23 protein-coding genes and 1 tRNA gene are annotated in these 24,072 nt (G+C 73.4%); 15 read left to right on the top strand and 9 right to left on the bottom strand.

What is annotated here, in order from left to right; translation table 11 throughout:
- Positions 1-7: 7 nt before the first annotated feature.
- Positions 8-1,300, bottom strand: a complete 1,293-nt coding sequence (locus ACFVHB_RS22370; protein ID WP_380324919.1) for an MDR family MFS transporter — start codon at positions 1,298-1,300, stop codon at positions 8-10.
- A gap of 149 nt (positions 1,301-1,449) precedes the next feature.
- On the opposite strand from ACFVHB_RS22370, the gene ACFVHB_RS22375 reads away from it, so the two are divergent.
- Positions 1,450-2,208, top strand: coding sequence for a phosphoglyceromutase (locus ACFVHB_RS22375; protein WP_380324922.1), 759 nt, complete (start codon positions 1,450-1,452; stop codon positions 2,206-2,208).
- 195 nt (positions 2,209-2,403) lie between these two features.
- Here the strand turns inward: ACFVHB_RS22375 and ACFVHB_RS22380 are convergent, their stop codons facing one another.
- Positions 2,404-2,580 carry a hypothetical protein gene (locus ACFVHB_RS22380; protein WP_360190035.1) on the bottom strand — a complete coding sequence of 59 codons (177 nt, stop codon included), beginning with the start codon at positions 2,578-2,580 and terminating at the stop codon, positions 2,404-2,406.
- A 198-nt stretch (positions 2,581-2,778) separates the two neighbouring features.
- Positions 2,779-3,465 carry a phosphate signaling complex protein PhoU gene (phoU, locus tag ACFVHB_RS22385; RefSeq protein WP_380324925.1) on the bottom strand — a complete coding sequence of 229 codons (687 nt, stop codon included), beginning with the start codon at positions 3,463-3,465 and terminating at the stop codon, positions 2,779-2,781.
- A 306-nt stretch (positions 3,466-3,771) separates the two neighbouring features.
- Between phoU and ACFVHB_RS22390 the strand changes: the two genes are divergently transcribed.
- Complete coding sequence (locus ACFVHB_RS22390; RefSeq protein WP_380324928.1) at positions 3,772-5,058, top strand: sensor histidine kinase; 1,287 nt, start codon at positions 3,772-3,774, stop codon at positions 5,056-5,058.
- A gap of 2 nt (positions 5,059-5,060) precedes the next feature.
- Positions 5,061-5,753, top strand: a complete 693-nt coding sequence (locus tag ACFVHB_RS22395) for a response regulator transcription factor (protein WP_360190026.1) — start codon at positions 5,061-5,063, stop codon at positions 5,751-5,753.
- 109 nt (positions 5,754-5,862) lie between these two features.
- On the opposite strand, the gene ACFVHB_RS22400 is transcribed toward ACFVHB_RS22395, so the two are convergent.
- Positions 5,863-6,552, bottom strand: coding sequence for a DUF461 domain-containing protein (locus ACFVHB_RS22400; RefSeq protein WP_380324931.1), 690 nt, complete (start codon positions 6,550-6,552; stop codon positions 5,863-5,865).
- A 415-nt stretch (positions 6,553-6,967) separates the two neighbouring features.
- Here ACFVHB_RS22400 and ACFVHB_RS22405 point away from each other — a divergent pair, with 415 nt between their 5' ends.
- The 7 genes from ACFVHB_RS22405 to ACFVHB_RS22435 all read left to right on the top strand — a co-directional run bounded on the left by ACFVHB_RS22405 (position 6,968) and on the right by ACFVHB_RS22435 (position 14,246).
- A complete protein-coding gene (locus ACFVHB_RS22405) occupies positions 6,968-7,450 on the top strand; it encodes a CarD family transcriptional regulator (RefSeq protein ID WP_030244332.1) in 483 nt (160 codons plus the stop codon).
- A gap of 368 nt (positions 7,451-7,818) precedes the next feature.
- Positions 7,819-8,568 carry a 2-C-methyl-D-erythritol 4-phosphate cytidylyltransferase gene (ispD, locus tag ACFVHB_RS22410; protein WP_380324977.1) on the top strand — a complete coding sequence of 250 codons (750 nt, stop codon included), beginning with the start codon at positions 7,819-7,821 and terminating at the stop codon, positions 8,566-8,568.
- Positions 8,558-9,058 carry a 2-C-methyl-D-erythritol 2,4-cyclodiphosphate synthase gene (gene ispF / locus ACFVHB_RS22415; RefSeq protein WP_380324934.1) on the top strand — a complete coding sequence of 167 codons (501 nt, stop codon included), beginning with the start codon at positions 8,558-8,560 and terminating at the stop codon, positions 9,056-9,058. The genes ispD and ispF overlap by 11 nt, the downstream gene beginning before the upstream one ends.
- 183 nt (positions 9,059-9,241) lie before the next feature.
- Positions 9,242-9,637: a PPOX class F420-dependent oxidoreductase gene (locus ACFVHB_RS22420; protein WP_380324937.1), complete on the top strand. Its 396-nt coding sequence runs from the start codon at positions 9,242-9,244 to the stop codon at positions 9,635-9,637.
- A 149-nt stretch (positions 9,638-9,786) separates the two neighbouring features.
- Entirely contained in the window at positions 9,787-11,178 is a 1,392-nt protein-coding gene (gene cysS / locus ACFVHB_RS22425) for a cysteine--tRNA ligase (RefSeq protein ID WP_380324940.1), read from the top strand.
- A gap of 125 nt (positions 11,179-11,303) precedes the next feature.
- Positions 11,304-12,299 carry a 23S rRNA (guanosine(2251)-2'-O)-methyltransferase RlmB gene (gene rlmB / locus ACFVHB_RS22430; RefSeq protein WP_380324943.1) on the top strand — a complete coding sequence of 332 codons (996 nt, stop codon included), beginning with the start codon at positions 11,304-11,306 and terminating at the stop codon, positions 12,297-12,299.
- Between the two features lie 270 nt (positions 12,300-12,569).
- A complete protein-coding gene (locus tag ACFVHB_RS22435) occupies positions 12,570-14,246 on the top strand; it encodes a DoxX family membrane protein (protein WP_380324946.1) in 1,677 nt (558 codons plus the stop codon).
- 185 nt (positions 14,247-14,431) lie between these two features.
- Here ACFVHB_RS22435 and ACFVHB_RS22440 read toward each other — a convergent pair whose 3' ends face one another.
- The 3 genes from ACFVHB_RS22440 to ACFVHB_RS22450 form a co-directional block, all read right to left on the bottom strand.
- A complete protein-coding gene (locus tag ACFVHB_RS22440) occupies positions 14,432-15,205 on the bottom strand; it encodes an NDP-sugar synthase (protein ID WP_380324949.1) in 774 nt (257 codons plus the stop codon).
- 133 nt (positions 15,206-15,338) lie between these two features.
- Positions 15,339-15,779 carry a hypothetical protein gene (locus ACFVHB_RS22445; RefSeq protein WP_380324952.1) on the bottom strand — a complete coding sequence of 147 codons (441 nt, stop codon included), beginning with the start codon at positions 15,777-15,779 and terminating at the stop codon, positions 15,339-15,341.
- Between the two features lie 266 nt (positions 15,780-16,045).
- The gene (locus tag ACFVHB_RS22450) at positions 16,046-17,137 is read right to left on the bottom strand and encodes an ABC transporter ATP-binding protein (RefSeq protein ID WP_380324955.1); all 1,092 of its coding nucleotides are present in this window, start codon (positions 17,135-17,137) and stop codon (positions 16,046-16,048) included.
- A 304-nt stretch (positions 17,138-17,441) separates the two neighbouring features.
- Here ACFVHB_RS22450 and ACFVHB_RS22455 point away from each other — a divergent pair.
- Positions 17,442-17,515, top strand: a tRNA-Thr gene (locus ACFVHB_RS22455).
- A gap of 75 nt (positions 17,516-17,590) precedes the next feature.
- Here the strand turns inward: ACFVHB_RS22455 and ACFVHB_RS22460 are convergent.
- Positions 17,591-18,424 (bottom strand): hypothetical protein, encoded by an 834-nt coding sequence (locus ACFVHB_RS22460; RefSeq protein ID WP_380324958.1) that lies wholly within the window; start codon positions 18,422-18,424, stop codon positions 17,591-17,593.
- 203 nt (positions 18,425-18,627) lie between these two features.
- Between ACFVHB_RS22460 and ACFVHB_RS22465 the strand changes: the two genes are divergently transcribed.
- From ACFVHB_RS22465 to ACFVHB_RS22475, 3 genes are all read left to right on the top strand, one after another.
- On the top strand, positions 18,628-19,890 hold the full coding sequence (locus ACFVHB_RS22465) for an MFS transporter (protein WP_380324961.1): 1,263 nt from the start codon (positions 18,628-18,630) through the stop codon (positions 19,888-19,890).
- Positions 19,891-20,041: 151 nt separating this feature from the next.
- A complete protein-coding gene (locus ACFVHB_RS22470) occupies positions 20,042-20,275 on the top strand; it encodes a hypothetical protein (RefSeq protein WP_380324964.1) in 234 nt (77 codons plus the stop codon).
- 191 nt (positions 20,276-20,466) lie between these two features.
- A complete protein-coding gene (locus tag ACFVHB_RS22475; RefSeq protein ID WP_380324967.1) occupies positions 20,467-20,997 on the top strand; it encodes a methylated-DNA--[protein]-cysteine S-methyltransferase in 531 nt (176 codons plus the stop codon).
- A 54-nt stretch (positions 20,998-21,051) separates the two neighbouring features.
- Here the strand turns inward: ACFVHB_RS22475 and ACFVHB_RS22480 are convergent, their stop codons facing one another.
- On the bottom strand, positions 21,052-22,131 hold the full coding sequence (locus ACFVHB_RS22480; protein WP_380324970.1) for an ATP-grasp domain-containing protein: 1,080 nt from the start codon (positions 22,129-22,131) through the stop codon (positions 21,052-21,054).
- A 378-nt stretch (positions 22,132-22,509) separates the two neighbouring features.
- On the opposite strand from ACFVHB_RS22480, the gene ACFVHB_RS22485 reads away from it, so the two are divergent.
- Positions 22,510-23,934: a family 2B encapsulin nanocompartment shell protein gene (locus ACFVHB_RS22485; RefSeq protein WP_380324973.1), complete on the top strand. Its 1,425-nt coding sequence runs from the start codon at positions 22,510-22,512 to the stop codon at positions 23,932-23,934.
- The last annotated feature ends 138 nt before the right edge of the window (positions 23,935-24,072 follow it).

Below are 24,072 nucleotides of genomic sequence, written 5' to 3' on the forward strand. Positions count from 1 at the left end.
CCCGAGGTCAGGAGCCCGCCGCGGCCGGTTCGGTCCCGGCGGGCTCCTGACCCGCCCGCACCGGCGTCCCGGCCGTGGCCGTCCCCGGCCGCCGCCCGAGGAGCACGTACCCCGCCGCCGCGACCGTGCCGCAGACCGCGCAGGCCCCCCACATCGCCGCGCCGCCGGCCCGCTCCAGCAGCACGCCGCCGGCCGCCGGTCCGAGGAACGAGGCGAGCGACCAGGAGAGCGAGTAGACGCCCTGGTACCGGCCGCGGGCGTGGGTCGGGGACAGCTCGGCGACCAGGCCCATCATGGTCGGCGCGTTGAGGATCTCGCCGATCGTCCAGACCGCCACGGTGAAGGCGTAGAACCACGCGGACGACCCGGCGAGCGCGGTCAGCCCGAAGCCCCAGCCGATGAACAGCGCGCTGGCGACCAGCAGCGCCGTCCGGTTGCGGCCCTCCATCCACCGGGTGAGCGGGATCTGCAGCAGCACGATGAGCAGCCCGTTGAGCCCGATCACCAGTCCGTACTGGGTGGAGGTGATGCCGGCCCGGCCCATGTCCACGGCCAGCGTGGTGCTGCCCTGCTGGGCGACCAGGGCGAGCAGCAGGTTGAGCGCCACCACCGCCATGAACCGGGTGTCGCGGAACACCGTGCCGAGACCGGGCGTCGGCTCGTCCGCCCGCGCGGCCGGGGCGTCCGGCCTGGTCTCCGGGATCCGGACGAAGATCACCACCGCGCAGACCAGCGTGGACAGCGCGTCCAGCACGAACAGCGTGAGGTAGCCGTGCGAGGCGATCAGACCGGCGACGGCCGCCGAGAGGCCGAAGCCGATGTTGATCGCCCAGTAGTTCAGCGCGTAGGCGCGGACCCGGTCCCCGGCGGGCACGATGTCCGCGATGATCGCCGAGACGGCCGGGCGGCTGGCGTTGTTGCAGAGGCCGACCAGGAAGGCGACCACCGCGATCGCCACCTGCCCGTCGGTGAAGCCCAGCACCGCGGTGAACAGCGCGGTGCCGAGCTGCGCGGCGACCAGCGTCGGCCGCCGCCCGACCCGGTCGGTCAGCACTCCGGCCCCGACCGCCGCGATCGCCGAGCCGAGGCCGAACAGCGACGCGACCAGGCCCGCGTACGACGCCGAGTACCCCCGGTCGGTCGTGAGGTAGAGCGCGAGGAAGGTGACGACGAACCCGCCGAGCCGGTTGATCAGGGTCGACGTCCAGAGCCACCAGAACTGCCGGGGCAGTCCGCCCACCGCCTCGCTCGTGGCCTTTCGGATCCTGGCGGAGACGGGCGGGGCGGGCGGAACGGGCATGTGGGGGCTCCCGGGCGGCGGACGATCCGCTGAGCGGTACCGGCAGGACCGTGCAGCGGGAAGGTAAGTGGCACTAGCGCAGTGCGCACGTTACACCCGGGGTCGAGGTCCCCACCAGGGCTTTTTTCGGCTCCACTAAGCTGGGGCCCATGGCTGACACGACGTACCGACTCATCCTCCTCCGCCACGGCGAGAGCCAGTGGAACCAGAAGAACCTGTTCACCGGTTGGGTCGACGTCGACCTCAACGAGAAGGGCGAGAAGGAGGCCGCGCGCGGTGGCGAGCTCCTCGCCGCCGAGGGCCTCTTCCCCGACGTGGTGCACACCTCGCTGCTGCGCCGGGCGATCCGCACCTCGCAGATCGCCCTGGACAAGGCCGACCGCCACTGGATCCCGGTCAGCCGCAGCTGGCGCCTGAACGAGCGCCACTACGGCGCCCTCCAGGGCAAGGACAAGGCCCAGACCCTGGCCGAGTTCGGTGAGGAGCAGTTCCAGCTCTGGCGCCGCTCGTACGACACCCCGCCGCCGGTCCTGGCCGACGACGCCGAGTACTCGCAGGCCGGTGACGCCCGCTACGCCGACATCCCGAGCGAGCTGCGTCCGCGCACCGAGTGCCTGAAGGACGTCGTCGAGCGGATGCTCCCGTACTGGTACGACGCCATCGTCCCGGACCTCGCCGCCGGCAAGACCGTCCTGGTCACCGCCCACGGCAACAGCCTGCGCGCGCTGGTCAAGCACCTCGACGGCATCTCGGACGAGGACATCGCCGGCCTCAACATCCCGACCGGCATCCCGCTGGTCTACGAGCTGGACGCCGACTTCAAGCCGGTCGCCAAGGGCGGCCGCTACCTCGACGCGGAGGCCGCCGCCGCCGCCATCGAGGCGGTCAAGAACCAGGGCAAGAAGTAGGCCCGAAGGCGAGAAGGGCCCCGCTCCCCGGATTCCGGGGGCGGGGCCTTCGTCGTTCAGCGTTGTTGTGGTGAGGGGGTTCGCTGCGGCGGGAAGTGGTTCGGACCATTGATGGCCCGGTGGGCCGGACGGGCCGGGGTGCACGACCGTCTCCCACGGCGGCCGTGCACCACGGAGCTCCGCCGGGCGCCGGGCTCAGTGCCCGCAGCAGCCGCCGCTGGCGCCGCCGCACTGGCAGGGGGCGCCGGACTGGCAGCCGCAGCCGCAGCCCGGACCGCAGCCGCAGCCGGCCGCGAGGACGGGCAGCAGCTTCGGGGCGGGCGGCTCGACGGTGTCGCGTGCCGGTTCCGGTCGAGTCGGGGTTGCCTTCATCGCGCTGGACCCTCCTTTGACGGGCACACTTCGGTGCCTACGGCTTCGAGTGAAACCGCCGATCGGAGGGAGCGTCAACGGGCGCGCGGTGGTGGGGTGCCCGGCAGGCCGTGCGCCCCCACCACCCCCGCCCTGTGTTTACTCACCCGCCGAGGTGACGGCGGAATGAGGACGGGGTGAGCGCGCGGGGCACCGGGATCACTCCCCGGCGGCCTCCGCCGCCTCGGTGGCGGCCACGAACTCCTCCACGTGCTCACCGGTCACCAGGTACACGACGCGCTTGGCCACCGAGACCGCGTGATCGGCGAAGCGCTCGTAGTAGCGGCCGACCAGGGTGACGTCCACGGCCGTCTCGATGCCGTGGTGCCAGCGGTCGTCGATCAGGTGCGCGAACAGGTCGCGGTGCAGCGCGTCGATCGCGTCGTCGTCCTGCTCCAGCTCCAGCGCCTTGTCGACGTCCTTGGTGGCGATCACCAGGCCGGCCTTGGCCACCAGCCGCTGGGCGAGCTGGCCCATCTCCAGGACGGTCGCGTGCAGGTCGCGCGGGACGGCCGACTCGGGGTAGCGCAGCCGCGCGACCTTGGCCACGTGTCGGGCGAGGTCGCCGCAGCGCTCCAGGTCGGCGCTCATCCGCAGGGAGGTGACGACGATGCGCAGATCGGTGGCGACCGGCTGCTGGCGGGCGAGCAGGTCGATCGCCCGGTTCTCCAGGTCGTGGTGCAGGTCGTTGATCTTCCCGTCGGCGGCGATCACGCTCTCCGCCAGCGCCAGGTCCGCGTCGAGGAGCGCGGTGGTGGCCCGGCCCAGCGCCGAGCCGGCCAGCCGGGCCATCTCGACCAGGCTGTCGCCGATCGAGTCGAGTTCCTCGTGGTACGCGTCGCGCATGCTCTCTCCTCAGTAGCTGTGTCGGTGGCGGTGCCGACCGGTCATCCCGTACGACCGCGGGTACGGCGTTCGGGCGACCGCTGCTGGTGGCGCGAATGGTACGCGCGCACCGGGGCGGCGGACGGGTGTTCGGCCCGCCACCCACTCCCACACGGGCTGCACGGCCAACTCTCGGCCGTCCGGGCGACCACGCACGACCGGTGCGGTGAACCGGCAGCCACGTGCAGGTGAATTCTCGGCAACGCGCGGCCGATCCCTTGATCGGACCCTTGGGGAGCGCCCGCACCGTGCGCTTAGGCTTTCGGTATGGACGTGAACGTGGCCGCCGCCGCTGCCTGCGCCATAGCCGGGCTCGGCGTCGGCCTCACGGCCTCCATCGCCTTCCGTTGGAGCGAGCGCGAACAGGCCAGGGGCAGGCACAACGGCACCAACGGCAGGAACCGGCAGCAGGCGCTCGGCGCCACCGCCCAGGAACCCCCGCTGCCCCCGGGGGTGGACACCGTACTCTCCGTGCTCCGGTCCTGCGCGATCGTGCTCGGCGACGGCGACGAGGTGGTCAAGGCCAGCTCCGCCGCGTACGCGATGGGCCTGGTCCGCGGCGGCGCGGTCGCCGTCGACCAGCTGCTCGCGCTGGCCCGCAAGACGCGCCGGGACGGCGAGATCCGCCAGGTCGAGCTGGAGCTGCCCCGCCCGGGGGCGGCGCGCGCGGCCGAGCCGCTCGCAGTCTCGGTCCGGGTCGCCCCGCTGGGCTCCCGGCTGGTCCTCGTGCTGGTCGAGGACCAGACCGAGCGCCGCCGGGTCGAGGCGGTCCGCCGCGACTTCGTCGCCAACGTCAGCCACGAGCTCAAGACCCCGGTCGGCGCGCTCTCGCTGCTCTCCGAAGCGGTCGCCGACGCGGCCGACGACCCGGAGGCGGTGCAGCGCTTCGCCGGCCGGATGCAGATCGAGGCGACCAGGCTGGCCAGTCTGGTGCAGGAGATCATCGACCTCTCCCGGGTCCAGGACGACCGGCTGATGGTCGACCCGGAGCCGGTCGCGGTGGACGAGCTGATCGCCGAGGCGATCGACCGCTGCCGCCAGCCGGCCGCCGCCAAGCAGATCCTGATCGCGGCGGGCGGCATCGCCGGCCTCTACCTGCACGGCAACCGCGGCCAGCTCGCCGCCGCGCTCGGCAACCTGGTCGAGAACGCCGTCAACTACAGCCCGCCGCGCACCCGGGTCGCCATCGCCACCCGTCGGATCTCCAGCGCCGCCGCCCTCGGTGAGGCGGACGGCGAGCTGATCGAGATCTCGGTCACCGACCAGGGCATCGGCATCTCCGAGAAGGACCGCGAGCGGGTCTTCGAACGCTTCTACCGCGTCGACCCGGCCCGCTCCCGGATGACCGGCGGCACCGGCCTCGGCCTCTCCATCGTCAAGCACGTGGCCGCCTCGCACGGCGGCACCGTCTCGGTCTGGAGCGTCGAGGGCCAGGGCTCCACCTTCACCCTGCGCCTGCCCGCCGGGCAGGCCCCCGCGGACCACGCGCTCCCCGCCGGGGAGTCCGCACAACCCCTGTCAGAACCAACCCCCCAGCTTTCCCCGGAGGCCTGATCGTGACCCGAGTACTGGTGGTCGAGGACGAGGAGTCGTTCAGCGACGCCCTCTCGTACATGCTCCGCAAGGAGGGCTTCGAGGTGGCCATCGCCGCCACCGGGCCCGACGCGCTGGAGCAGTTCGAACGGAACGGCGCCGACCTCGTCCTGCTCGACCTGATGCTGCCGGGCCTGCCGGGCACCGAGGTCTGCCGCCAGCTGCGGGTGCGCTCCAACGTCCCGGTGATCATGGTCACCGCCAAGGACAGCGAGATCGACAAGGTCGTCGGCCTGGAGATAGGTGCGGACGACTACGTCACCAAGCCGTACTCCACCCGCGAGCTGGTCGCGCGGATCCGCGCGGTGCTGCGCCGGCGCGGCGAGGCGGAGGGCCCGGGCGAGAACGGCGGCCCGGGCGCGCTGGAGGCGGGGCCGGTCCGGATGGACGTCGACCGGCACGTGGTCACGGTGGACGGCGCCAAGGTCGACCTGCCGCTCAAGGAGTTCGACCTGCTGGAGATGCTGCTCCGCAACGCGGGCCGGGTGCTCACCCGCATGCAGCTGATCGACCGGGTCTGGGGCGCGGACTACGTCGGCGACACCAAGACCCTGGACGTCCACGTGAAGCGCCTGCGGGCCAAGATCGAGCCGGACCCGGGCGCGCCGCGCTACCTGGTCACGGTCCGCGGCCTCGGCTACAAGTTCGAGCCGTAGACACCGGGTGCCCGCACGGTGTGCCGGGCTCCGCGTCATCGACGCGGGGCCCGACGGAAGGCCCCCTCCGGCCACTGCCGGAGGGGGCCTTCCGTCGTACGGCCGCGGGTCAGTGGGTCCCGGCGGACGGCGAGGCGGTGCCGGCCGCGGTGGCGGCGCCGGACGGGGCGGCCGCACCGGTGGCCGGGGCCGTCGCCGGGGTGGTGGCCGGGGCGGTGGCGCCCGGGGTGGCGGCACCGGTGGCGGCCGGCGAGCCGGCGGCCTTGGTCGGCGCGGCGACCGGGGTGGGGGTCGGGCCGAAGCCCTTGTAGATGCTCTTGTTCGGGTAGACCGCGGCGTCGGCCTCGGTCCGCTCACCGCTCTTGAAGGCGAAGGTGGTGGGCGCGAAGCCGCCGACGACCAGGCTGGTGGAGGCGATCCGGGCGGACGGGTTGCCGTCGCCGCCGAGCAGCACCGAGCCGCCGGCGGGCACGACGACGGTGGCCAGCGGCGCGCCCTTCTCGTCGGCGAAGGTGGCGGAATCGGTACCCACGCTGACGGACTGCAGCTCGACCGGGGTGTCGCCGGAGTTGCTGATGTTCACCGTCACGTTGGCGGGGCCGGTGTGCTCACCGGAGGTCTCGTCCCCGGTGACGACGGCGATGTTGTTCAGGCGGATGCTGGTGCCGACGGTCGCCTGGGCGTTGTCGGGCTTGATCTCCAGGGTGTCCGGCGTGTTGCCGGCCGCGCAGGACGACAGCGAGGCGATGGCGAGGGCGGCGATGGCGGCGATGCTGCCGACTCGAAGGCTGCGGCTCACGGCGGCGGCTTCTCCTAGGTCACGTGGCGGTTGGTCAGGTCTCAGATTATCGACCTCGCTTATGCGCTCCTCACGGGGTGGTCCCCGTGTCGCCCGCCCGGGCCGCGCCGGGCGCCCGTACGGCCGCACGTCGTCGTGTTCCGGTCAACTTTCGACCAAGATCGGATCACGATCGGGAAACGGCCCGATAAACGGTGAAAACTCAAGATCCAATCACGGTTTCAGGAGTGTTGCCGCGGGTTTCGTCGGGCGCCGGAACCGCCTCCGACCTGCGGGAAGCCCGCGTCGAACAGCGGTCGCAGCACGTCATGGGGGTCCTTGTCAAGCCCCGAGACCGGCCCTGACCTGCGAAAACGCCCTTCGGGTGCGCCGAAAAGCGTGTTATTCTGGAAAGCCACGGAAGGGGTCCTGTCACATGACGTTCAAGGTTGGCGACACGGTGGTCTACCCCCATCACGGGGCCGCGCTGATCGAGGCCATCGAAATTCGCCAGATCAAAGGTGTGGACAAGACCTACCTGGTGCTCAAGGTGCAGCAGGGAGACCTGACGCTCCGCGTGCCCGCCGAGAACGCGGAGTTCGTCGGCGTGCGCGATGTAGTCGGCCAGGAGGGTCTGGACCGGGTCTTCGAGGTGCTGCGCGCACCGTACACCGAAGAACCTACCAACTGGTCCCGTCGCTACAAGGCGAACCTGGAGAAGCTCGCCTCGGGTGACGTTATCAAGGTCGCCGAGGTTGTGCGCGACCTCTGGCGTCGCGAGCGCGAGCGCGGCCTGTCGGCCGGCGAGAAGCGCATGCTCGCGAAGGCGCGCCAGATCCTCGTCAGCGAGCTCGCGCTGGCGGAGAACACCAACGAGGACAAGGCGGAGACGCTGCTCGACGAGGTGCTCGCCTCGTAGTGCGGTCGGGCTCCCGCCCACTGCTCACAGCGCCCGGTGCCGGCGCGCCGCTTCCTGGACGAACCGTCCGGGAGCGGTGCCGTGGCACTTCGGGCGCTGAGGCGTGTCCGGACGACGCCTCGCCCGAGCGGTTCCGGGTCCGCGAGCGGTTCCGGGTCCGTCCGCAGGGCGGCCCGGATGACCGTTTCTGCGCGTGCTGCCGTGTGCTGCTCTGCGTGTACCGCGTCCGCCGGTGCGGCGGGGCGGTGCCGTGGTGCGCGTGCTGCGGGCGCCGGATCGTGGTGCTTTCGGAAGGGGTCCGTACGCTCGTCGTGCACGGGGTCGTCGCGCACGCCATGGCCATACCCACTTCGCCGAAGGAGTGAAACCTGAACGCCACAGCAGCAGTCGCAGCAGCAGTGGTGCCCGCCGCGGGACGCGGTGAGCGGCTGGGGCCCGGAGCCCCCAAGGCCCTGCGGGAACTGGGCGGGGTACCGCTCCTGGTGCACGCCGTCCGGGCGCTCGCCCGCAGCCGTGCGGTCGGCCTGGTCGTGGTCGCCGCGCCCGCCGACGGGGTGGCCGAGGTGGTGGGCCTGCTCGACAGCCACGGCCTGGACGGCAAGGACGTCCGGGTGGTGGCCGGCGGGGCGACCCGCCAGGAGTCGGTCCGGCTCGGCCTGGCCGCCATCCCGGCCGAGGTGGAGATCGTGCTGGTGCACGACGCCGCCCGGCCGCTGGTCCCGGTGGAGGTGGTGGACGCGGTCGCGGCCGCCGTCCGGGCCGGGGCCGAGGCCGTGGTGCCCGCCGTCCCGCTGGCCGACACCGTCAAGCGGGTCGAGCCGAACCCGGGCGCGCCCGAGCCGGTGCTCGACACGCCCGACCGGGCCACCCTGCGGGCCGTCCAGACGCCCCAGGGCTTCCGCCGCGCGACGCTGGCCGAGGTGCACGCCAAGGCGCTGACCGAGGAGGCCGGGGGCGGCCTGCCGCCGGTCACCGACGACGCCGGCCTGGTCGAGCGCTTCGGCGGCCGGGTGGTGGTGGTGCCCGGCCACGAGGAGGCGTTCAAGGTGACCCGTCCGCTGGACCTCGTGCTCGCCGAGGCCGTACTCGCCCGCCGGAGGGCCACCGATGCCTACTGACCCGTCCGCACCGCCGCTGCCCCGGGTGGGGATCGGCACCGACGTGCACGCCTTCGAGGCCGGCCGGCCGCTCTGGGTGGCCGGCCTGGAGTGGCCGGGCGCCGAGTACGGCCTGGCCGGGCACTCGGACGCCGACGTCGCCGCGCACGCCTCCTGCGACGCGCTGTTCTCGGCCGCCGGGATCGGCGACCTCGGCGCGCACTTCGGCACCGACCGGCCGGAGTGGTCCGGCGCGTCCGGGGTCACCCTGCTCGCGGAGGCGGCCCGCCTGGTGCGCGAGGCCGGCTTCGAGATCGGCAACGTCTCGGTCCAGGTGATCGGCGTCCGGCCGAAGATCGGCAAGCGCCGGGAGGAGGCCCAGGCCGCGCTCTCGGCGGCGGTCGGCGCGCCGGTCTCGGTCTCCGGCACCACCACCGACGGCCTCGGCCTCACCGGCCGGGCCGAGGGGCTGGCCGCGATCGCCACCGCCCTGGTGTACGAGCGGCGCTGAGGGCGGCGCGGGGCGGGGCCCGGGCGGCGGGGAGCGGGGGAGCGGACCGGGCGGCGGGGGGCCGTTCCGGGAATACCCGGATGTTGACGGGTGTTCAGGACGGCTTGCGGGGCCGGGAATCGCTACCGTTCGGAGCGGGCCCCGGCAGGCCCACCAACGCCGCTTGACGAGAAGAGGTCCTCGATGGCCGCCCATCTCTCCGACCGGGCCAAGGCCCTGATCGACGGCAAGAGTTTCGCCGTGGTCTCCACCATCCAACCCGACGGCAGCCCGCAGTCCTCCGTGGTCTGGGTGAAGCGGGACGGCGAGGACATCCTGTTCTCCACCGTCGAGGGCCGCCGCAAGCACCTCAACCTGGTGAAGGACCCGCGGATCTCCCTGGTGGTCAATCCGCCGGACAGCCCGTACCAGTACGTGGAGGTGCGCGGCCAGGTCACCATGACCAGGGAGGGCGGCCGGGAGCTCATCGACGAGCTGGCGCACAAGTACCGCGGCGAGAAGGTCTACCGCTTCGACGGGCCGGAGGACGTGCGGGTGGTCGTCCGGATCGTCGCGCGCAAGGTGGTCGGCAACCTCTGACCTGCCCGTCCGGCGGTCCGCGCCCCCGCCCGGCGGCCCGTGACGGAGGGGGTGCCGGCGCCAGGGCCCCGTGCGAAATCGGCCCTCCCGCGGCATTGACATTCGAGAATGTCGCGGGGCACCCCCTCGTGCCCACTACGCTTGACGCTGTGAGCATTCGCCTGTACGACACCAGCACCCGCCAGGTACGCGACTTCGTCCCGCTTGTACCGGGTTGTGTCTCGATCTACCTGTGCGGCGCTACCGTCCAGTCGGCGCCTCACATCGGACACATCCGGTCCTACCTCAACTTCGACGTCATGCAGCGGTGGTTCGCCTACCGCGGCTACCAGGTGACCTTCGCCCGCAACGTCACCGACATCGACGACAAGATCATCGCCAAGGAGCGCGAGCTCGGCACGCCGTGGTGGCGGATCGCCTACGAGAACGAGCGCGCCTTCAACGACGGTTACGACGCCCTCGGCTGCCTGCCGCCGACCGTCGAGCCGCGGGCCACCGGGCACATCCCCGAGATGATCGAGATGATGCAGGGGCTCATCGCCAAGGGCCACGCCTACGCGGCCGACGGCAACGTCTACTTCGACGTGAACTCCTACCCGGACTACCTGGCGCTCTCCAACCAGAAGCTGGCCGACCTGCGCCAGCCCGAGGGCGAGGGCGAGACCGGCAAGCGCGACCAGCGCGACTTCGCGATGTGGAAGGCCGCCAAGCCGGGCGAGCCGAGCTGGGAGACCCCGTGGGGCCGCGGTCGCCCGGGCTGGCACCTGGAGTGCTCGGCGATGGCCCACAAGTACCTGGGCCCCGCCTTCGACATCCACGGCGGCGGGCTGGACCTGATCTTCCCGCACCACGAGAACGAGATCGCCCAGTCCAAGGCCTACGGCGACGACTTCGCGAACTTCTGGGTGCACAACGCCTGGGTCACCATGGCCGGCGAGAAGATGAGCAAGTCGCTGGGCAACTCGGTGCTGGTCTCCGAGATGGTCCAGCGCTGGCGGCCGATCGTGCTCCGCTACTACCTGGCCGCCCCGCACTACCGCTCGATGATCGAGTACAGCGAGGACTCGCTGCGCGAGGCCGAGGCCGGCTTCGGCCGGATCGAGGGCTTCATCCAGCGCGCCGTGGAGCGCTGCGGCGCGGTCGACGCCGCGCCCGAGGTGCCGCCGGCCTTCGCCGAGGCGATGGACGACGACCTGGGCGTCCCGCAGGCGCTGGCCGTCGTGCACACCGCCGTCCGCCAGGGCAACAGCGCCCTGACCGCGGACGACAAGGAGAACGCGGTGGCGCGTCTGGCCGAGGTCCGTGCGATGCTCGGAGTGCTGGGTCTCGACCCGCTCGACCCGCGGTGGACCGGGGCGGAGCGCGGCGAGGACCTGCACGGCGTGGTCGACTCGCTGGTCCGGCTGGTCCTGGACCAGCGGCAGGCGGCCCGGGCCCGCAAGGACTTCGCCACCGCGGACGCCATCCGCGACCAGCTCGGCGTGGCCGGGCTGGTCATCGAGGACACCCCGTCCGGCCCGCGCTGGACGATCAACAAGTAGCCCTTCGGGGTGAGGGTGGGCCGTACCGGACCGGTGCGGCCCTCCCGCATGACGTAGCGCATGCCGTCGGCCGCGCCGGTTCCCACCGGATCGCCGGGCATGCCGGACAGACAGGAAGTACAGCCATGGCCGGCAACAGCCAGCGCAGGAACCGCCGCAACCCCGGATCGAAGAAGGGCGCGTCTGTCGGTACCGGCGGGCACAGCCGGAAGGCGCTCCAGGGCAAGGGCCCGACCCCGCCCGGCGAGGCGCGCAAGGGCCACCCGAAGCAGCGGGCCGCCAACGCCGCGCTCAAGCGCGAGCGGGACGCCAAGGCCCGGGCCGGCATGCGCCGGGCCGGTGCCGGCGGCCGGGGCGGGCGCGGTGGCGCGGGCTCCGCCGAGCTGGTCTTCGGCCGCAACTCGGTGGTCGAGGCCCTGCAGGGCGACGTGCCGGCCAACGCACTGTACGTCCAGCAGTTCATCGACACCGACGACCGGGTCCGCGACGCCTTCCAGGCCGCCAACGACCGCGGCATCCCGCTGATGGAGGCCCCGCGCGCGCAGCTGGACCAGATGACCGGCGGGATGAACCACCAGGGCCTGGTGCTGCAGGTCCCGCCGTACGAGTACGCGCACCCCGAGGACCTGCTGGACGAGGCGGCCGACTCCGGCCAGGACGCGCTGATCGTGGCGCTGGACGGCGTCACCGACTCGCGCAACCTGGGCGCCGTGGTGCGCTCCGCGGCCGCCTTCGGCGCGCACGGCGTGGTCATCCCCGAGCGCCGGGCGGCCGGCATGACCGCCGGTGCCTGGAAGACCTCCTCCGGTGCCGCGGCGCGGCTGCCCGTCGCCCGCGCCACCAACCTGACCCGGGCGCTGGAGGCGTACCAGAAGGCCGGCCTGACCGTGGTCGGCCTGGCCGCCGACGGCGAGGCCGAGATCGGTGACCTCGAGGCGCTGACCGGCCCGGTGGTGATCGTCGCGGGCAGCGAGGGCAAGGGCCTGTCCCGGCTGGTCTCGGAGACCTGTGACCTCCGGGTGCGGATCCCGATGTCGGGCCTCACCGAGTCCCTGAACGCCGGCGTCGCGGCGGGCGTCGTGCTGTACGAGGCCGCGCGGCTGCGCGCCAAGGTCGGCTGACCGACCCCGCAGACGGCGGGCGGGCGGCGCAGGCGTTCTCCGGAATTCCCCGCCGTTCGCCCACAATCGGAGTGAAAGCGATCGGGCCCGACCGGGCCCGATCGCTTTTCTCATGATCACTTCAAGGGGACTCCCGATATCCACCCGGGAGAGTGTCCTAAGCGGGTGTCACCCGGTTAGACGGGTGTGGACACCAGAACACCTCGGCGCCCCCTCCTGGGTGGCGGCAGCACCGGGATAGACGCGGGCCCCGGCCTCAACACCGTCAAGGTGCCGTCGGACCCCGCGCGCCTCAGCAGCACCCAGGCGAGCTTCCGGCTCCGGCTCGGCACCCCGGTGGCGCCGCTGATCGAGGCCCCGGCCGGACTGCTGTCCACCGGCGCCGCGTTCGGCGACCCGTACGGCACCCAGGGCCTGATCCGCCGTCCGCTGGTCACCCCGCAGGTCGTGGTGCCCGCCTCCGCCGTGCCGGCCCTGGCCGGGGCCGGCGGCGCCGGCGCACCGCGCCGCAAGGGCCGGGTCACCGCCGTCACCTGGAGCGGGCAGGCGCCCCCCGGCGACCTCGCCGCCACGCGGCTGCTGGAGGCCGTCCGGCTCACCGGCGTGCCGGCACCGGCCGGGGTCGGCGGGCGCGGCGCGGGCGTCGGCGGCGGTCTCGGCGGCAGTGGCCTCGGCGGGGGCGGACTCGGGGGGAGTTCCTCGCCCGAGGACGACACCCAGGTCATCCCGCCGTACGCGGGCGCCAGGACCGTGCCGCGCCAGCCGCGCGAGGGCGGCGGGACCGCCACCGAGGCCGGCGTCGGACCGGTCGGCGCGCCCCAGGGCTGGACGCCCAGCGGCGAGCTGCCCGAGGTCTCCGCCGCGTCGGCCGAGGGCAAGCAGCCCTGGTACCCCGGCCGCCGGGTCGACCTGGGCCTGGTGCTGCTGCCGCTGCGCGCGGTGCTGGGCTCGCTCTCCGTCTACGCCGGGTTCAGCAAGCTCTGCGACCCGGTGTACTTCGACGGCGGCGAGCGCGGCTCGATGATGCGCTGGCTCTCCTCGCTGCACCCCTGGAAGGTCGCCGAACCGCTGCTGGCCTTCGCCATGGCCCACCCGGTGGGCGCCGGCCTGGTGGTGTCGTTCACCGAGATCGTGGTGGGCGTGCTGACCGTGCTCGGCCTCTGGCAGCGGCTCGCGGCCGGGGCGGCGATGCTGCTCTCCGCCGCGCTGCTGTTCACGGTCAGCTGGCGGGCCGTGCCGGTCTACGACACGCCCGACCTGATCTTCCTCGCGGCGTGGAGCCCGCTGCTGATCGCCGGAGCGCCGTTCGCCTCGCTGGACGGGCGGCTCAACCTGGAGGCCTGGCGCCGGTTCGGTGCGGACGCGCCGGCGGCGCTGCGCCGGCGGGTGCTGCGGCGGGGCGCGGTGGTGACCGCGGTGGTGGTCGGCCTGACCCTGCTGTTCGGGTCGATGCTCGGCGCGGCGGTCCGCACCGGCAGCCGCCCGCACCCCGCCCCGTCCCGGCCGGCCACCGACTACGGCACGCCGGTCTGGCCGAGCGGCGGGCCGTCGGGGGCCCCCGGCGGGCAGGGCTCGTCCACCTCGCCCTCGCCCGCCCCGTCCCGGCCCGCCCCGCCGGCGCCGAGCTCGTCCGCCCCGTCCTCCCCGGCGTCGGCCTCGGGCTCGCCGAAGGCCGGAACGGCCACCCCCAGCGGCAAGGCGCGGTCGACCAAGCCGGAGAGCGGCGCGTCCTCGGCCCCGGCGGCGCCGTCGGCCGGGGCGCCGGGCGGCTCGTCCCCCGCGCAGCGCAGCACGCCGGCGCCGGGCGGCTCGGGGACGGCGCCGAGGCCGAGCCAGAGCAGCTCCGGCTCGGGGCTGCTGGGCGGGGTCCTGGGCAGCGGGCCGCTGGCCGAGCTGTCCGGCGGCGGTGCGCGGAGCTCGCGGCCGGGGTCGCCGACGGCGACCTGACGGGCCGCCGGGTTCCGGGAGGACGTGCGACGGCCGGGTGCCCCGTGGGGGAGCACCCGGCCGTCGCCGTGCGCGTTGCTCCGTCCGGTTCTGCGCCCGTTCCTCCGGCCGGTCCTTCTCGTGTTCCCTCGGCCGGTCCTTCCGGTTCCCTCGGCCGTTGCGTTGGCCGTCGCCGGGTGTGCGGCCTACTGAGGCGTGCGGCCGGCTCCGGCGGCGAGCTCCTTGGCGGCCTCGGTGAGGTCCTTGGCGGTGTCGATGGCGCGCCAGTAGACGCCCTGCGGCAGCTGGTAGCCGGCCAGCTGCTTGCCGCGGGCCAGCTGGGGGAAGGTGGTCCGCTCGTGGTCGCCGACGTCCGGCAGCAACTCGGTGAACTCCGGACTGAACACGTACAGACCGGCATTGATGAGGAACGGCGAGGGCGGGGCCTCGATGAAGTCCAGCACGTTGCCGAACTGGTCGGTCTCCACCGCCCCCCACGGGATCCGCGGCCGGGCCAGCGCGAGCGTCGCGACGGCGCCCCGCTCGTGGTGGAAGGCGGCCATGTCGCGCAGGCTGAACCTGGTCCAGATGTCGCCGTTGGTGGCGTACCAGGGCTCCTGCGGCCGGGGCAGCGCCCTCGCGGCGTACTTGAGCCCGCCGCCGCGTCCGAGCGGCTCGGCCTCGACCACCGTGCGGACCCGCAGCGGCAGGTCGGCCTCGTCGAGCCACTCCTGCAGGACGTCGGCCAGGTGCCCGCAGGAGATCACCACGTCGGTGACGCCCTCGGACGCGAGCCAGGCCAGCTGGTGCCCGAGGATCGGCGTGCCCGTCCCCGGGATCTCGACCAGCGGCTTCGGACGGTCGTCCGTGTAGGGCCGCAGCCGGGAGCCCTGGCCGCCCGCCAGGATGACGGCCTGGGAGACGACGGTCTGGGAGGCGGTGGGCTGCGGCGCCGGCGGCGGCGTGGGGTCAGCGGTCATGCCTGCACAATAGGCGCGCGCCCGTACGGCGCCGGTCAGGTCGCCGAACCGGCGGGCTGTGGCGGTGGGCGGGCGGAGACCGCCGGGTGGCACGGGGACGACCGCGGGGTGGCGGTGGCCGGGTGGCTGCCCGTCAGCCGGCGGTGCCCGAGGCGAACGAACCGTCACAGACCGGGCGGGCGAAGGACCGGGCCCGCTGGACGTCGCCCTGGTACTTCTTCACCGCCGCCTTGCCCAGCTCGGTGGCGAGCGAGGAGCAGTACGGCGTCAGGGCCGGCTGCTCGCGCATCGAGCGCTCCAGCAGGTCCAGCGCGGTGCCCGGGTTGTGCGCGCGCAGCTCGTCGAGCAGGGTGACGCGGAGCGCGTCCTGCGGCGCGAGCCCCTCCGGCACCTTGCCGGCGGACGCCCGCCCGATGCCGGCGCCGTCTCCGCTGGACGCCGCCACCACCTGCTGGTCCAGGCCGGTCGGCGGGGCCCACGGCACCCTGGTCACGGCGAGGGTGCCGGTGGTCACCAGGACCACGGGCAGGGTCAGGGCGATGGTCTGGCCGATGCGGCGAACTAGCTGCTTCACGCTCAGGAGCGTAGCGCCGGGTGCGGGCCCGATCGCCCTCCGTTACACCATCGAGTGACCAGCTGTCCCGGTTCGTCCCTTCATCGTGTTGACGGCTGGGGCGGGCCGGACCCGGCGGGTTGACGGCGCCGCGTTGACGACGCGACGTCCCGGGGACGGCGGAGCCCCGCCGGACCGCGCGGTCCGACGGGGCTCCGTCCTGCTACTGCCCGTCCGCTCCCGGCGCCCGGATGTTCGGGCGCTCGGTTGCTCGGTTGCTCGGCTGCTCAGGCGCTCAGGCGGGCGCCGGTGCTGGTGGAGAACACGTGGGTCTCGTCGGCGATCGGCACGACGTGGATGGTCTCGCCGCGGGCCGGGATCTGGCGGCCGTGCACGCGGACGACCACGTCCTTGTCCTCGCCGCCGATCTTGGTGGTGCCGTAGACGAAGCCGTCCGAACCGAGCTCCTCGACCACGTTGACGGTGACCGCGACGCCCTCGATGCCGCCGCTCGGGACGATCTGGAAGTGCTCCGGGCGGATGCCGACGGTCACGGTCTTGTCGCTGCCGGCGCCGGCCAGGTCCTCGCGGGAGATGTTGACCACCGAGCCGCCGAACTTCACGCCGCCGTCCACCAGCGGCACCTCGACCAGGTTCATCGCCGGCGAGCCGATGAAGCCGGCCACGAAGAGGTTGGCGGGCTTGTCGTACATGTTGCGCGGGGTGTCGACCTGCTGCAGCACGCCGCCCTTGAGCACCGCGACCCGGTCGCCCATGGTGAGCGCCTCGGTCTGGTCGTGGGTGACGTACACGGTGGTGATGCCGAGGCGGCGCTGCAGGCCCGCGATCTGGGTGCGGGTCGAGACGCGGAGCTTGGCGTCCAGGTTCGACAGCGGCTCGTCCATCAGGAAGACCTGCGGCTCGCGGACGATCGCGCGGCCCATCGCGACGCGCTGGCGCTGACCGCCGGAGAGCGCCTTCGGCTTGCGGTCCAGGTACTCGGTGAGGTCGAGGATCTTCGCGGCCTCTTCGACCTTGGTGCGGATCTCGGTCTTGTTGACGCCCGCGATCTTGAGCGCGAAGCCCATGTTCTCGGCGACGGTCATGTGCGGGTACAGCGCGTAGTTCTGGAACACCATGGCGATGTCCCGGTCCTTCGGCGGCAGGTGCGTGACGTCGCGGTCGCCGATCCGGATGGCGCCGCTGTTGACGTCCTCCAGGCCGGCCAACATGCGGAGGCTGGTCGACTTGCCGCAACCCGAGGGGCCGACCAGGACGAGGAACTCGCCGTCCGCGATCTCCAGGTCCAGCGCGTCCACGGAGGGCTTGTCGGCCCCGGGGTAGACGCGGGTCGCCTGGTCGTACGTGACAGAAGCCATGGCTGTGCTCTCCTTCACCGGCAGGAACGTGCCGGACGATCCGAGTAAAGGGTGGATGTCGTGCGCATCGGCCCGCCCACTGGTCTGAACCACTGTGCGAACCGACTCCTGGCGACGCTACCTGCGCCTCCGCCGCTTGTCAGCCCCCGGTCCGCCGATTTCGGCATCGGTTCCATCACGCCCGCCCGCCCCGGCCGATCTGCCGACCGCCCCTCCCGTCCCCCGGATATGCCAGCACCGTCCCAGCCCCGCCCGGTAGACTGCCCCCGGTGCCGCCGTGACCACGTCGCGGACGGCCACCATTGCCTCCTTAGCTCAGCTGGCCAGAGCACCGCTCTTGTAAAGCGGGGGTCGTCGGTTCGAACCCGACAGGGGGCTCTTTTCGTGGAAGCCCCGGGCCGGTGAGGTCCGGGGCTTCCCGCGTTTCCGGCCGCTGTCGTCGAGTGCGGCGCTTCACCGTTCCTGATCGCCGGCCGCGGGCTTGGTGTCCGGGGCCGGCGGTGTGTTCGGGGGTGCCGGGCGGAGGCGGGTGAGGGTGAGGCCGGGGTGGTGGGTGGTGAAGAGTTCGGCGGCGCGCCGGTAGGAGAGGCGGGCGCGGCCGGTGTGGGGGCAGCGGTCGGCGGCGGGGGTGGTGGCGGGGGCTCGGCGGTCGGTGAGGAAGAGGGGGCCGGCGGTGCGGCCGGCGACGAGGAGGGGGAGCAGGCGGGCGGTGCCGGTCCGCCAGTGGAGGGGCGGGGCGGAGGGGAGGGTGCGGCGGTGCGGGAGGTCGAGGTCGTCGACGTCGAGGGCGAGGACGGCTTCGATGGCGGCGCCGCTCTCGTGGAGCAGGTGCCAGAGGGTCTGTTCGCGCAGGGGGGCGCGGCGGGCGAAGAGGGCGCGGAGCTCGTCGGGGGTGAGCGGGGCGGTGCCGGGTTCGGGGAGGGGGAGCGGGCGCAGGCCGGTGGCGGGGTCGGTGGCGATCCAGCCCTGGGCGCGCCACCAGGTCAAGGCGGCCCGCAGGGTGGAGAGTTCGCGGTTGAGCGTGCGCGGGTCGGTGGTGGCGGCGCGGTGGGTGACGGCGGTGCGGAGGCGGCCGGCGGCGTCCGGGTGGTCGAGCAGGGCGAGCGGGAGGACGGGCGGCCGGGCGCGGCGCCGTTCGGGGCCGGTCGGGGCGGGGCGGTCGGCCAGGGCCCAGGCCCAGGTGTCGAGGGCGATCCGGTAGACCCGGCGGGAGGCGGTGCCGAGTTCGGCGGCGGCCAGGTAGCGATCGACGGCGACCGCGTACTCGACCGGTGGATGGTCCTTCACCAGAGCCTCTTTCCCGCAGTAAACGCATTGTCCTGGACTATCCGAAGAATAGCGTCCGTGCGCAGTAAATGGCAGCTAGGGGCGGCTGATTGGGCGTATTTACTGCGGCTTCGGCGAGCCGGGCAAGAATTGATGGAAAGAGGCTCAAGTTTTTCCCGGAAACCCTTGAAAGCCGCTTCGGCGCGAAGGCAGACTTGCTGCCCATGGCAGTGGACACGGAGCGGATTCCGGCCCGCCGGCCGCGGCTGGGCGACCGCCTCGCCGTGCTGGGCGAGCGCGATTTCAGGTGGTTCTTCGTCGGGTACGCGACCTCGTTGTTCGGCTCCTCGATGGCGCCCGTGGCGGTGGCCTTCGCGGTGCTCGGCAGCGGTGGCGGGGGCAGCGAGCTCGGTTGGGTGATGGCGGCGCGGATCCTGCCCGTCGTGCTGGTGCTGTTGGCCGGCGGGGTGATCGCCGACCGGCTGGGCAGCCGGCGGGTGATGCTGGCCGCGGACGTGCTGCGCGCTGTCGTGCAGGCGGTGTTCGCCGCGGTGCTGGTGTCGGGGCGGCCGCCGGTGTGGGCGATGGTGGCGCTGGTCGTGGTCTGGGGGTTCGGCGAGGGGGTGTTCCTGCCCGCGCTGGGGGCGCTGGTGCCGGGGCTGGTGCGGGACCGGGAGCGGCTCCCGGACGCCAACACCCTGCTGGGGCTGGCGCGTTCGGTCGCCACGGTGGCCGGACCGGCGACCGCGGGCGTGGTGACGGCGGTGTACGGGCCGGCCGCGGTGCTGGCGACCGACGCCGTCACGTACGGGATCGGCGCGCTGGCGCTCGCCCGGTTGCGGCTGCGGGCGCAGGAGCCGTCGGACGGCGGGGGGTCGATGCTCGCCGACCTGCGCGAGGGCTGGTCGGAGTTCCGCTCCCGGTCGTGGCTCTGGATCACCACGCTCCACATGGGGCTGTTCAACCTGCTGGTGTGGGCGCCGTTCCTGGTGCTCGGCCCGCTGACCGCGCAGCGGCACCTCGGCGGGGCGCGCGGCTGGGGTCTGGTGATGGGCCTGTACGGGGCCGGGGCGGTGCTGGGCGGGCTGCTGATGCTGGGGCGGCGGCCCGGCCGGCCGCTGGCGGTGGCCACGGTGGCGACGTTCGGCTGGGCGCTCCCCTCGGCCGCCCTGGCAGCGGGGCTGCCGCTGGTGCCGGTGGCGGGGGCGGCGCTGCTGGCGGGCGTCGGTGCGGCGGTCTGCGACACGCTGTACAGCAGCACCATGCAGAGCTGGGTGCCGGCCGAAGTCCTGGCCAGGATCAGCGCGTTCGGCGGTCTGGGGGCGTTCGTCCTCGGGCCGGCCGGGCTGGCGGCGGCGGGACCGCTGGCGGACCGGGTCGGCGTGGCGTCCGTGCTCGGCTTCGGCGCGGTCTGGCAACTGGCCGCGGGCGTGGTGGTGTCGGCGGTTCCGGCGGTGAGCCGGCGGCGGTGGGAGGCGCGGCCGTGACGGGCCCGCGACGGGCCGCCGGCCTCGACCGCGCACCGTGTCCGCCGGCTGCGCGGAGTGACCGGCCGGGGGCCGCCGTGACAGCGGGAGCAGGGCGGCCGGGGTGGTCGTACGGTGGAGGGAGTGCGGGGGCGAACGGAGGAGGTTGGCCATGCCCGGTTCTCTCACCATCAGCCACCACGAGGCGGCGGTCGCCCTGGACCACGTGGACGCCAAGCGGCTCGCCACGGTGCTGGAGGAACTCGCCTACCTGCTGGAGATCCCCGGACCGAACCGGATCAACGACGCCCAGCTGGGCACGCTCTGCGAGGGCCGGACGCCCGACCGGGCGGAGCTGTCGCACTGGTCGCGGGGGCTCGCCGCGGAGCTGAAGGGACGGCTCTGACGGAGGCCCCGCCGGACCGGTCCGAGCCGTACGATGACGCGCGGGGCGGGTGGTCCCCGCGCGCCGTCCGGGCGGCGGGGTGGCCGGCGATCGATCCGGCGGAGCGGGACGGGGGTCCGAGCGTGGTGGAGCGTCCGAGCGGGGTGGAGCGTCCGAGCGGGGTGCGGCCGGGGCGGTACGGCGCCGGGCCGATGTCCTGGCTGACCGTGGAGACGCCGCTGCCGAGCGGGCCGATGCACATCGCGGTGACGCCGCAGGGCGTGGCGGCCGCGGGCTACCTCGGGCACGCGGGCGGTGAGCTGCCGCGCTGCGCGGACGAGTCGAAGATCTCCGTGGTCACCGGCCGGATCGGCGCCTATCTGGCCGGGCGCAGCAAGGAGTTGGGGCTCCCGATCGACTGGAGCCTGAGTGCCGGGCCGCATCGCGCGGTGCTGCAGACGCTGCTGCGCGAGGTGCCGTTCGGGCGGACCATCACGTACGGCGAACTCGCCTCCCGCAGTGGGGTGTTCGAGGACGTGACCGAGCCCGGGCTGGCGGCCAGGACGGTCGGGCAGATGATGGCCGCCAACCCCGTCGCGCTGCTGGTGCCGTGCCACCGGGTGGTGGCGGCGGACGGGATCGGCGGCTTCGGCGGCGGCCGGGTCGGGATCGAGGTGAAGCGCTGGCTGCTCACGCTGGAGGGCGTGCTGGAGCCGACGCTGGACTGGAACGGCCCGCTGTAGGGCTTGTCCGACGGGCCGCTCCGGCCGACGGGCCGGGCCGCCGTGCGGGGCGGCTCAGTGGACGAGTTCGACCGGGGTGAAGCCGCGGGCGAACGGGGCCTGGCGCGGCAGCACCGGCTGGATGCCGGAGACCAGCGTGTACTCGATGCCGGCCGGGTCCCCGGCCCAGTCGGTGTCCGGCCGCTCGCCGAGCGCCAACTGCACGGCGTTCCACGGCAGGTTGAGGCCGCACAGCCGCAGCTGGTGCAGGCCGCCCGAGGGGCGGGTGTTGACGTCGATGACCACCGGCTCCCCGGCCAGGTGGCGGAACTGGACGTTGGAGAGGAACGCCATCCCGGTGGACTCGACCACCCGGCGGGCGGGTTCCAGGTACTGCGGCGCGGTGGTGAAGCCGCGGCGGCGCCGGTGCTTGCTGCGGCCGACGGCGGCCAGCAGGGTGCCGTCGCGGTCGGCGAGGCAGTCGACCGAGACCTCGGGGCCGTCGAGGAAGGGCATCACCATCAGGTCGGCGGGCTCCTCGGCGCCCGCGGCGGCCGCGGCCTCCAGCGCGGCGGCCACCTGGTCGACCTGGACGCGGCTGTCCCAGCCGGCCAGCCGGTGCAGGCCGAACGGTTCGCGGGTCAGCACCCGGAAGCCCTCGCCGCCGGCGCCGGAGACCGGCTTCAGGCAGGCGGTGAGCCCGGCCGCCTCGATCCGGTCGACGGCGGCGAGCAGGTCCGCGGCGGTGCGGACCTGCCACCACGGCGGGGTGGGGAGTCCGGCCGCGGCGATCGCCGCGTAGCCGTCCGCCTTGCTGTCGAAGGCGGCGATCGCGGTGGCGGGCGGGCAGACCAGCGCGGTGCCGATCGCCTCGAACTCCGGCTGGTGCAGGGAGATCGCGAGCTGGTTGAGGCGGGGCAGGAAGACGTCGATCGCGTGCCGGGCGCAGAAGTCGAGCGCGTAGGCGACGTAGGCGTCGGGGGTCAGGTCGCCGGGTTCGAGGGTGGCGTGGTCGGCGGCGGCGAGGACGGGGGAGTCGGGGTCGACGTGGGTGGCGTGGACCTCGACCGGTCGTGGCGCCTCGCGCAGCTGTTCGATGAAGAAGACGTTCTCCGCGTAGGTGCGGTTGAGCCAGACACGTACGGGGGCGCTCATGACGGCCTCCCTGGGCAGGGGTGAACGAGGGGGAGGGCATCCGGTGCGGCCACACTCGTCAACTGGCCCCGTGGCCCTTTGAGGTGGCACCTTAGCGGCCCTTCGAACGGGCGTGTGCGCGGGGTGGTCGCCGGGTCGCCTCCGGGCCGCCTCCGGGCCGTCGGGGAGCGCGAGCGGTGCCGGGGCCGGGGTGGCGCCGGGCCATTCCGAAACGTTCGAATAATGATCGAATTAATATCGCTCAGGCGATCCAGTCGTCCTATTTGTTCGGTTATTCCGACCACTCGAAAGAGTGATTGCGGAGCGCCGCTGAATGGCGTCACCATGATTGTTGCAAGGTGACACTTCATCAGGTATCGGGTATGCGAAGGGCTCCCTATGTCGACCGAAACCAACGTCGGTATTCCTGTGCCCAGTGGCGAGCCACCGGTCCACCAGCAGAGTCTCAGCACGGCCGGCGCGAGGAACCTCGCCACGACGACCAAGTCCGCGCCGCAGATGCAGGGCATCAGCCCGCGCTGGCTGCTCAGGATGCTTCCGTGGGTCCAGGTGTCCGGCGGTACGTACCGGGTCAACCGTCGCCTGCGCTATTCGGTCGGCCGCGGCCGGGTGAGCTTCGTGCAGACCGGCGCCGAGGTGCGGATCGTCCCGCCGTCGCTGCGCGAGGTGCCGGTGCTGCGCGGCTTCGCGGACGACGCCGTGCTGGAGGAGCTGGCCGGTCGCTTCGTCCAACGCGAGTTCTCCGCCGGTGACGTGCTGGTCGCGGCGGGAGCGCCGATCGACGAGGTCTTCATCATCGCGCACGGCAAGCTCGAACGGTTGGGAACGGGCAAGTACGGCGAGGAGGCGGTGATCGGCACCCTCGCCGACGGCGACCACCTCGGTGACGAGGCGATCCAGTACGAGGACGGCGCCTGGCCGTACACGGTGAGGGCCGCCACCGCCGGTACCGTACTGGCGCTCGCCTGGCCCGCCTTCCAGGAGCTCGCGGACCGCTCCGAGGCGCTCCAGCTGCAGATCATGGAGTACCTGGCCGGCTTCCAGCAGCCGCAGAACAAGCACGGTGAGGCGGCGATCGAACTCTCCGCCGGACACCGGGGCGAGTACGAGCTGCCCGGCGCCTTCGTGGACTACGAGCTGAAGCCGCGCGAGTACGAGCTGAGCGTCGCCCAGACGGTGCTCAAGGTCCACACCCGGGTCGCCGACCTCTACAACCAGCCGATGAACCAGACCGAGCACCAGCTCCGGCTGACCATCGAGGCGCTGCGCGAGCGCCAGGAGCACGAGCTCATCAACAACCCGGAGTTCGGGCTGCTGCAGAACGCCGAGTACGACCAGCGGATCCAGACCCACTCCGGGCCGCCCACCCCGGACGACATGGACGAGCTGCTGAGCCGCCGCCGCTCCACCAAGATGTTCCTCGCGCACCCCCGGGCGATCGCCGCCTTCGGGCGGGAGTGCAACCGCCGCGGCCTCTACCCGGACACCGTCGAGGTGCAGGGCCGGCAGGTCTTCGGCTGGCGCGGCGTGCCGGTCTTCCCGTGCAACAAGATCCCGATCGTCGGCGGTCACACCAGCTCGATCATCGCGATGCGCACCGGGGAGGACAACCAGGGCGTGATCGGACTGCACCAGACCGGAATTCCCGATGAATACCAGCCGAGCCTCTCGGTCCGGTTCATGGGAATCAACGAGAAGGCCGTCATTTCCTACCTCGTCAGCGCCTACTACTCCGCCGCGATCCTGGTGCCGGACGCGGTCGGGGTGCTGGAGAACGTCGACGTCGCGCACCACCAGGACTGACCGGGGCCGGTCGGAACCGTGCCGCCCGGCCGGGGCCCACCCGTGCCCCGGCCGGGCGGGGGGCGCCGGGCGGCGCCCCGGCCCGCCCCGCCCCCAGGCCCCGACGCGGGGGGGGGCGCCAACGGGAAATAAACGGGG

Origin of the sequence: Kitasatospora sp. NPDC127111 (genome assembly GCF_042677465.1) — a bacterium.
Lineage (GTDB): Bacteria > Actinomycetota > Actinomycetes > Streptomycetales > Streptomycetaceae > Kitasatospora.

What these genes read in the sequence shown, in the direction of transcription:
- ACFVHB_RS22370 (WP_380324919.1), bottom strand. Translation starts at nt 1,300, where the DNA reads ATGCCCGTTCCGCCCGCCCCGCCCGTCTCCGCCAGGATCCGAAAGGCC.
- ACFVHB_RS22375 (WP_380324922.1), top strand. Translation starts at nt 1,450, where the DNA reads ATGGCTGACACGACGTACCGACTCATCCTCCTCCGCCACGGCGAGAGC.
- ACFVHB_RS22380 (WP_360190035.1), bottom strand. Translation starts at nt 2,580, where the DNA reads ATGAAGGCAACCCCGACTCGACCGGAACCGGCACGCGACACCGTCGAG.
- phoU (WP_380324925.1), bottom strand. Translation starts at nt 3,465, where the DNA reads ATGCGCGACGCGTACCACGAGGAACTCGACTCGATCGGCGACAGCCTG.
- ACFVHB_RS22390 (WP_380324928.1), top strand. Translation starts at nt 3,772, where the DNA reads ATGGACGTGAACGTGGCCGCCGCCGCTGCCTGCGCCATAGCCGGGCTC.
- ACFVHB_RS22405 (WP_030244332.1), top strand. Translation starts at nt 6,968, where the DNA reads ATGACGTTCAAGGTTGGCGACACGGTGGTCTACCCCCATCACGGGGCC.
- ispF (WP_380324934.1), top strand. Translation starts at nt 8,558, where the DNA reads ATGCCTACTGACCCGTCCGCACCGCCGCTGCCCCGGGTGGGGATCGGC.
- ACFVHB_RS22420 (WP_380324937.1), top strand. Translation starts at nt 9,242, where the DNA reads ATGGCCGCCCATCTCTCCGACCGGGCCAAGGCCCTGATCGACGGCAAG.
- rlmB (WP_380324943.1), top strand. Translation starts at nt 11,304, where the DNA reads ATGGCCGGCAACAGCCAGCGCAGGAACCGCCGCAACCCCGGATCGAAG.
- ACFVHB_RS22440 (WP_380324949.1), bottom strand. Translation starts at nt 15,205, where the DNA reads ATGACCGCTGACCCCACGCCGCCGCCGGCGCCGCAGCCCACCGCCTCC.
- ACFVHB_RS22450 (WP_380324955.1), bottom strand. Translation starts at nt 17,137, where the DNA reads ATGGCTTCTGTCACGTACGACCAGGCGACCCGCGTCTACCCCGGGGCC.
- ACFVHB_RS22465 (WP_380324961.1), top strand. Translation starts at nt 18,628, where the DNA reads ATGGCAGTGGACACGGAGCGGATTCCGGCCCGCCGGCCGCGGCTGGGC.
- ACFVHB_RS22470 (WP_380324964.1), top strand. Translation starts at nt 20,042, where the DNA reads ATGCCCGGTTCTCTCACCATCAGCCACCACGAGGCGGCGGTCGCCCTG.
- ACFVHB_RS22475 (WP_380324967.1), top strand. Translation starts at nt 20,467, where the DNA reads ATGTCCTGGCTGACCGTGGAGACGCCGCTGCCGAGCGGGCCGATGCAC.
- ACFVHB_RS22480 (WP_380324970.1), bottom strand. Translation starts at nt 22,131, where the DNA reads ATGAGCGCCCCCGTACGTGTCTGGCTCAACCGCACCTACGCGGAGAAC.
- ACFVHB_RS22485 (WP_380324973.1), top strand. Translation starts at nt 22,510, where the DNA reads ATGTCGACCGAAACCAACGTCGGTATTCCTGTGCCCAGTGGCGAGCCA.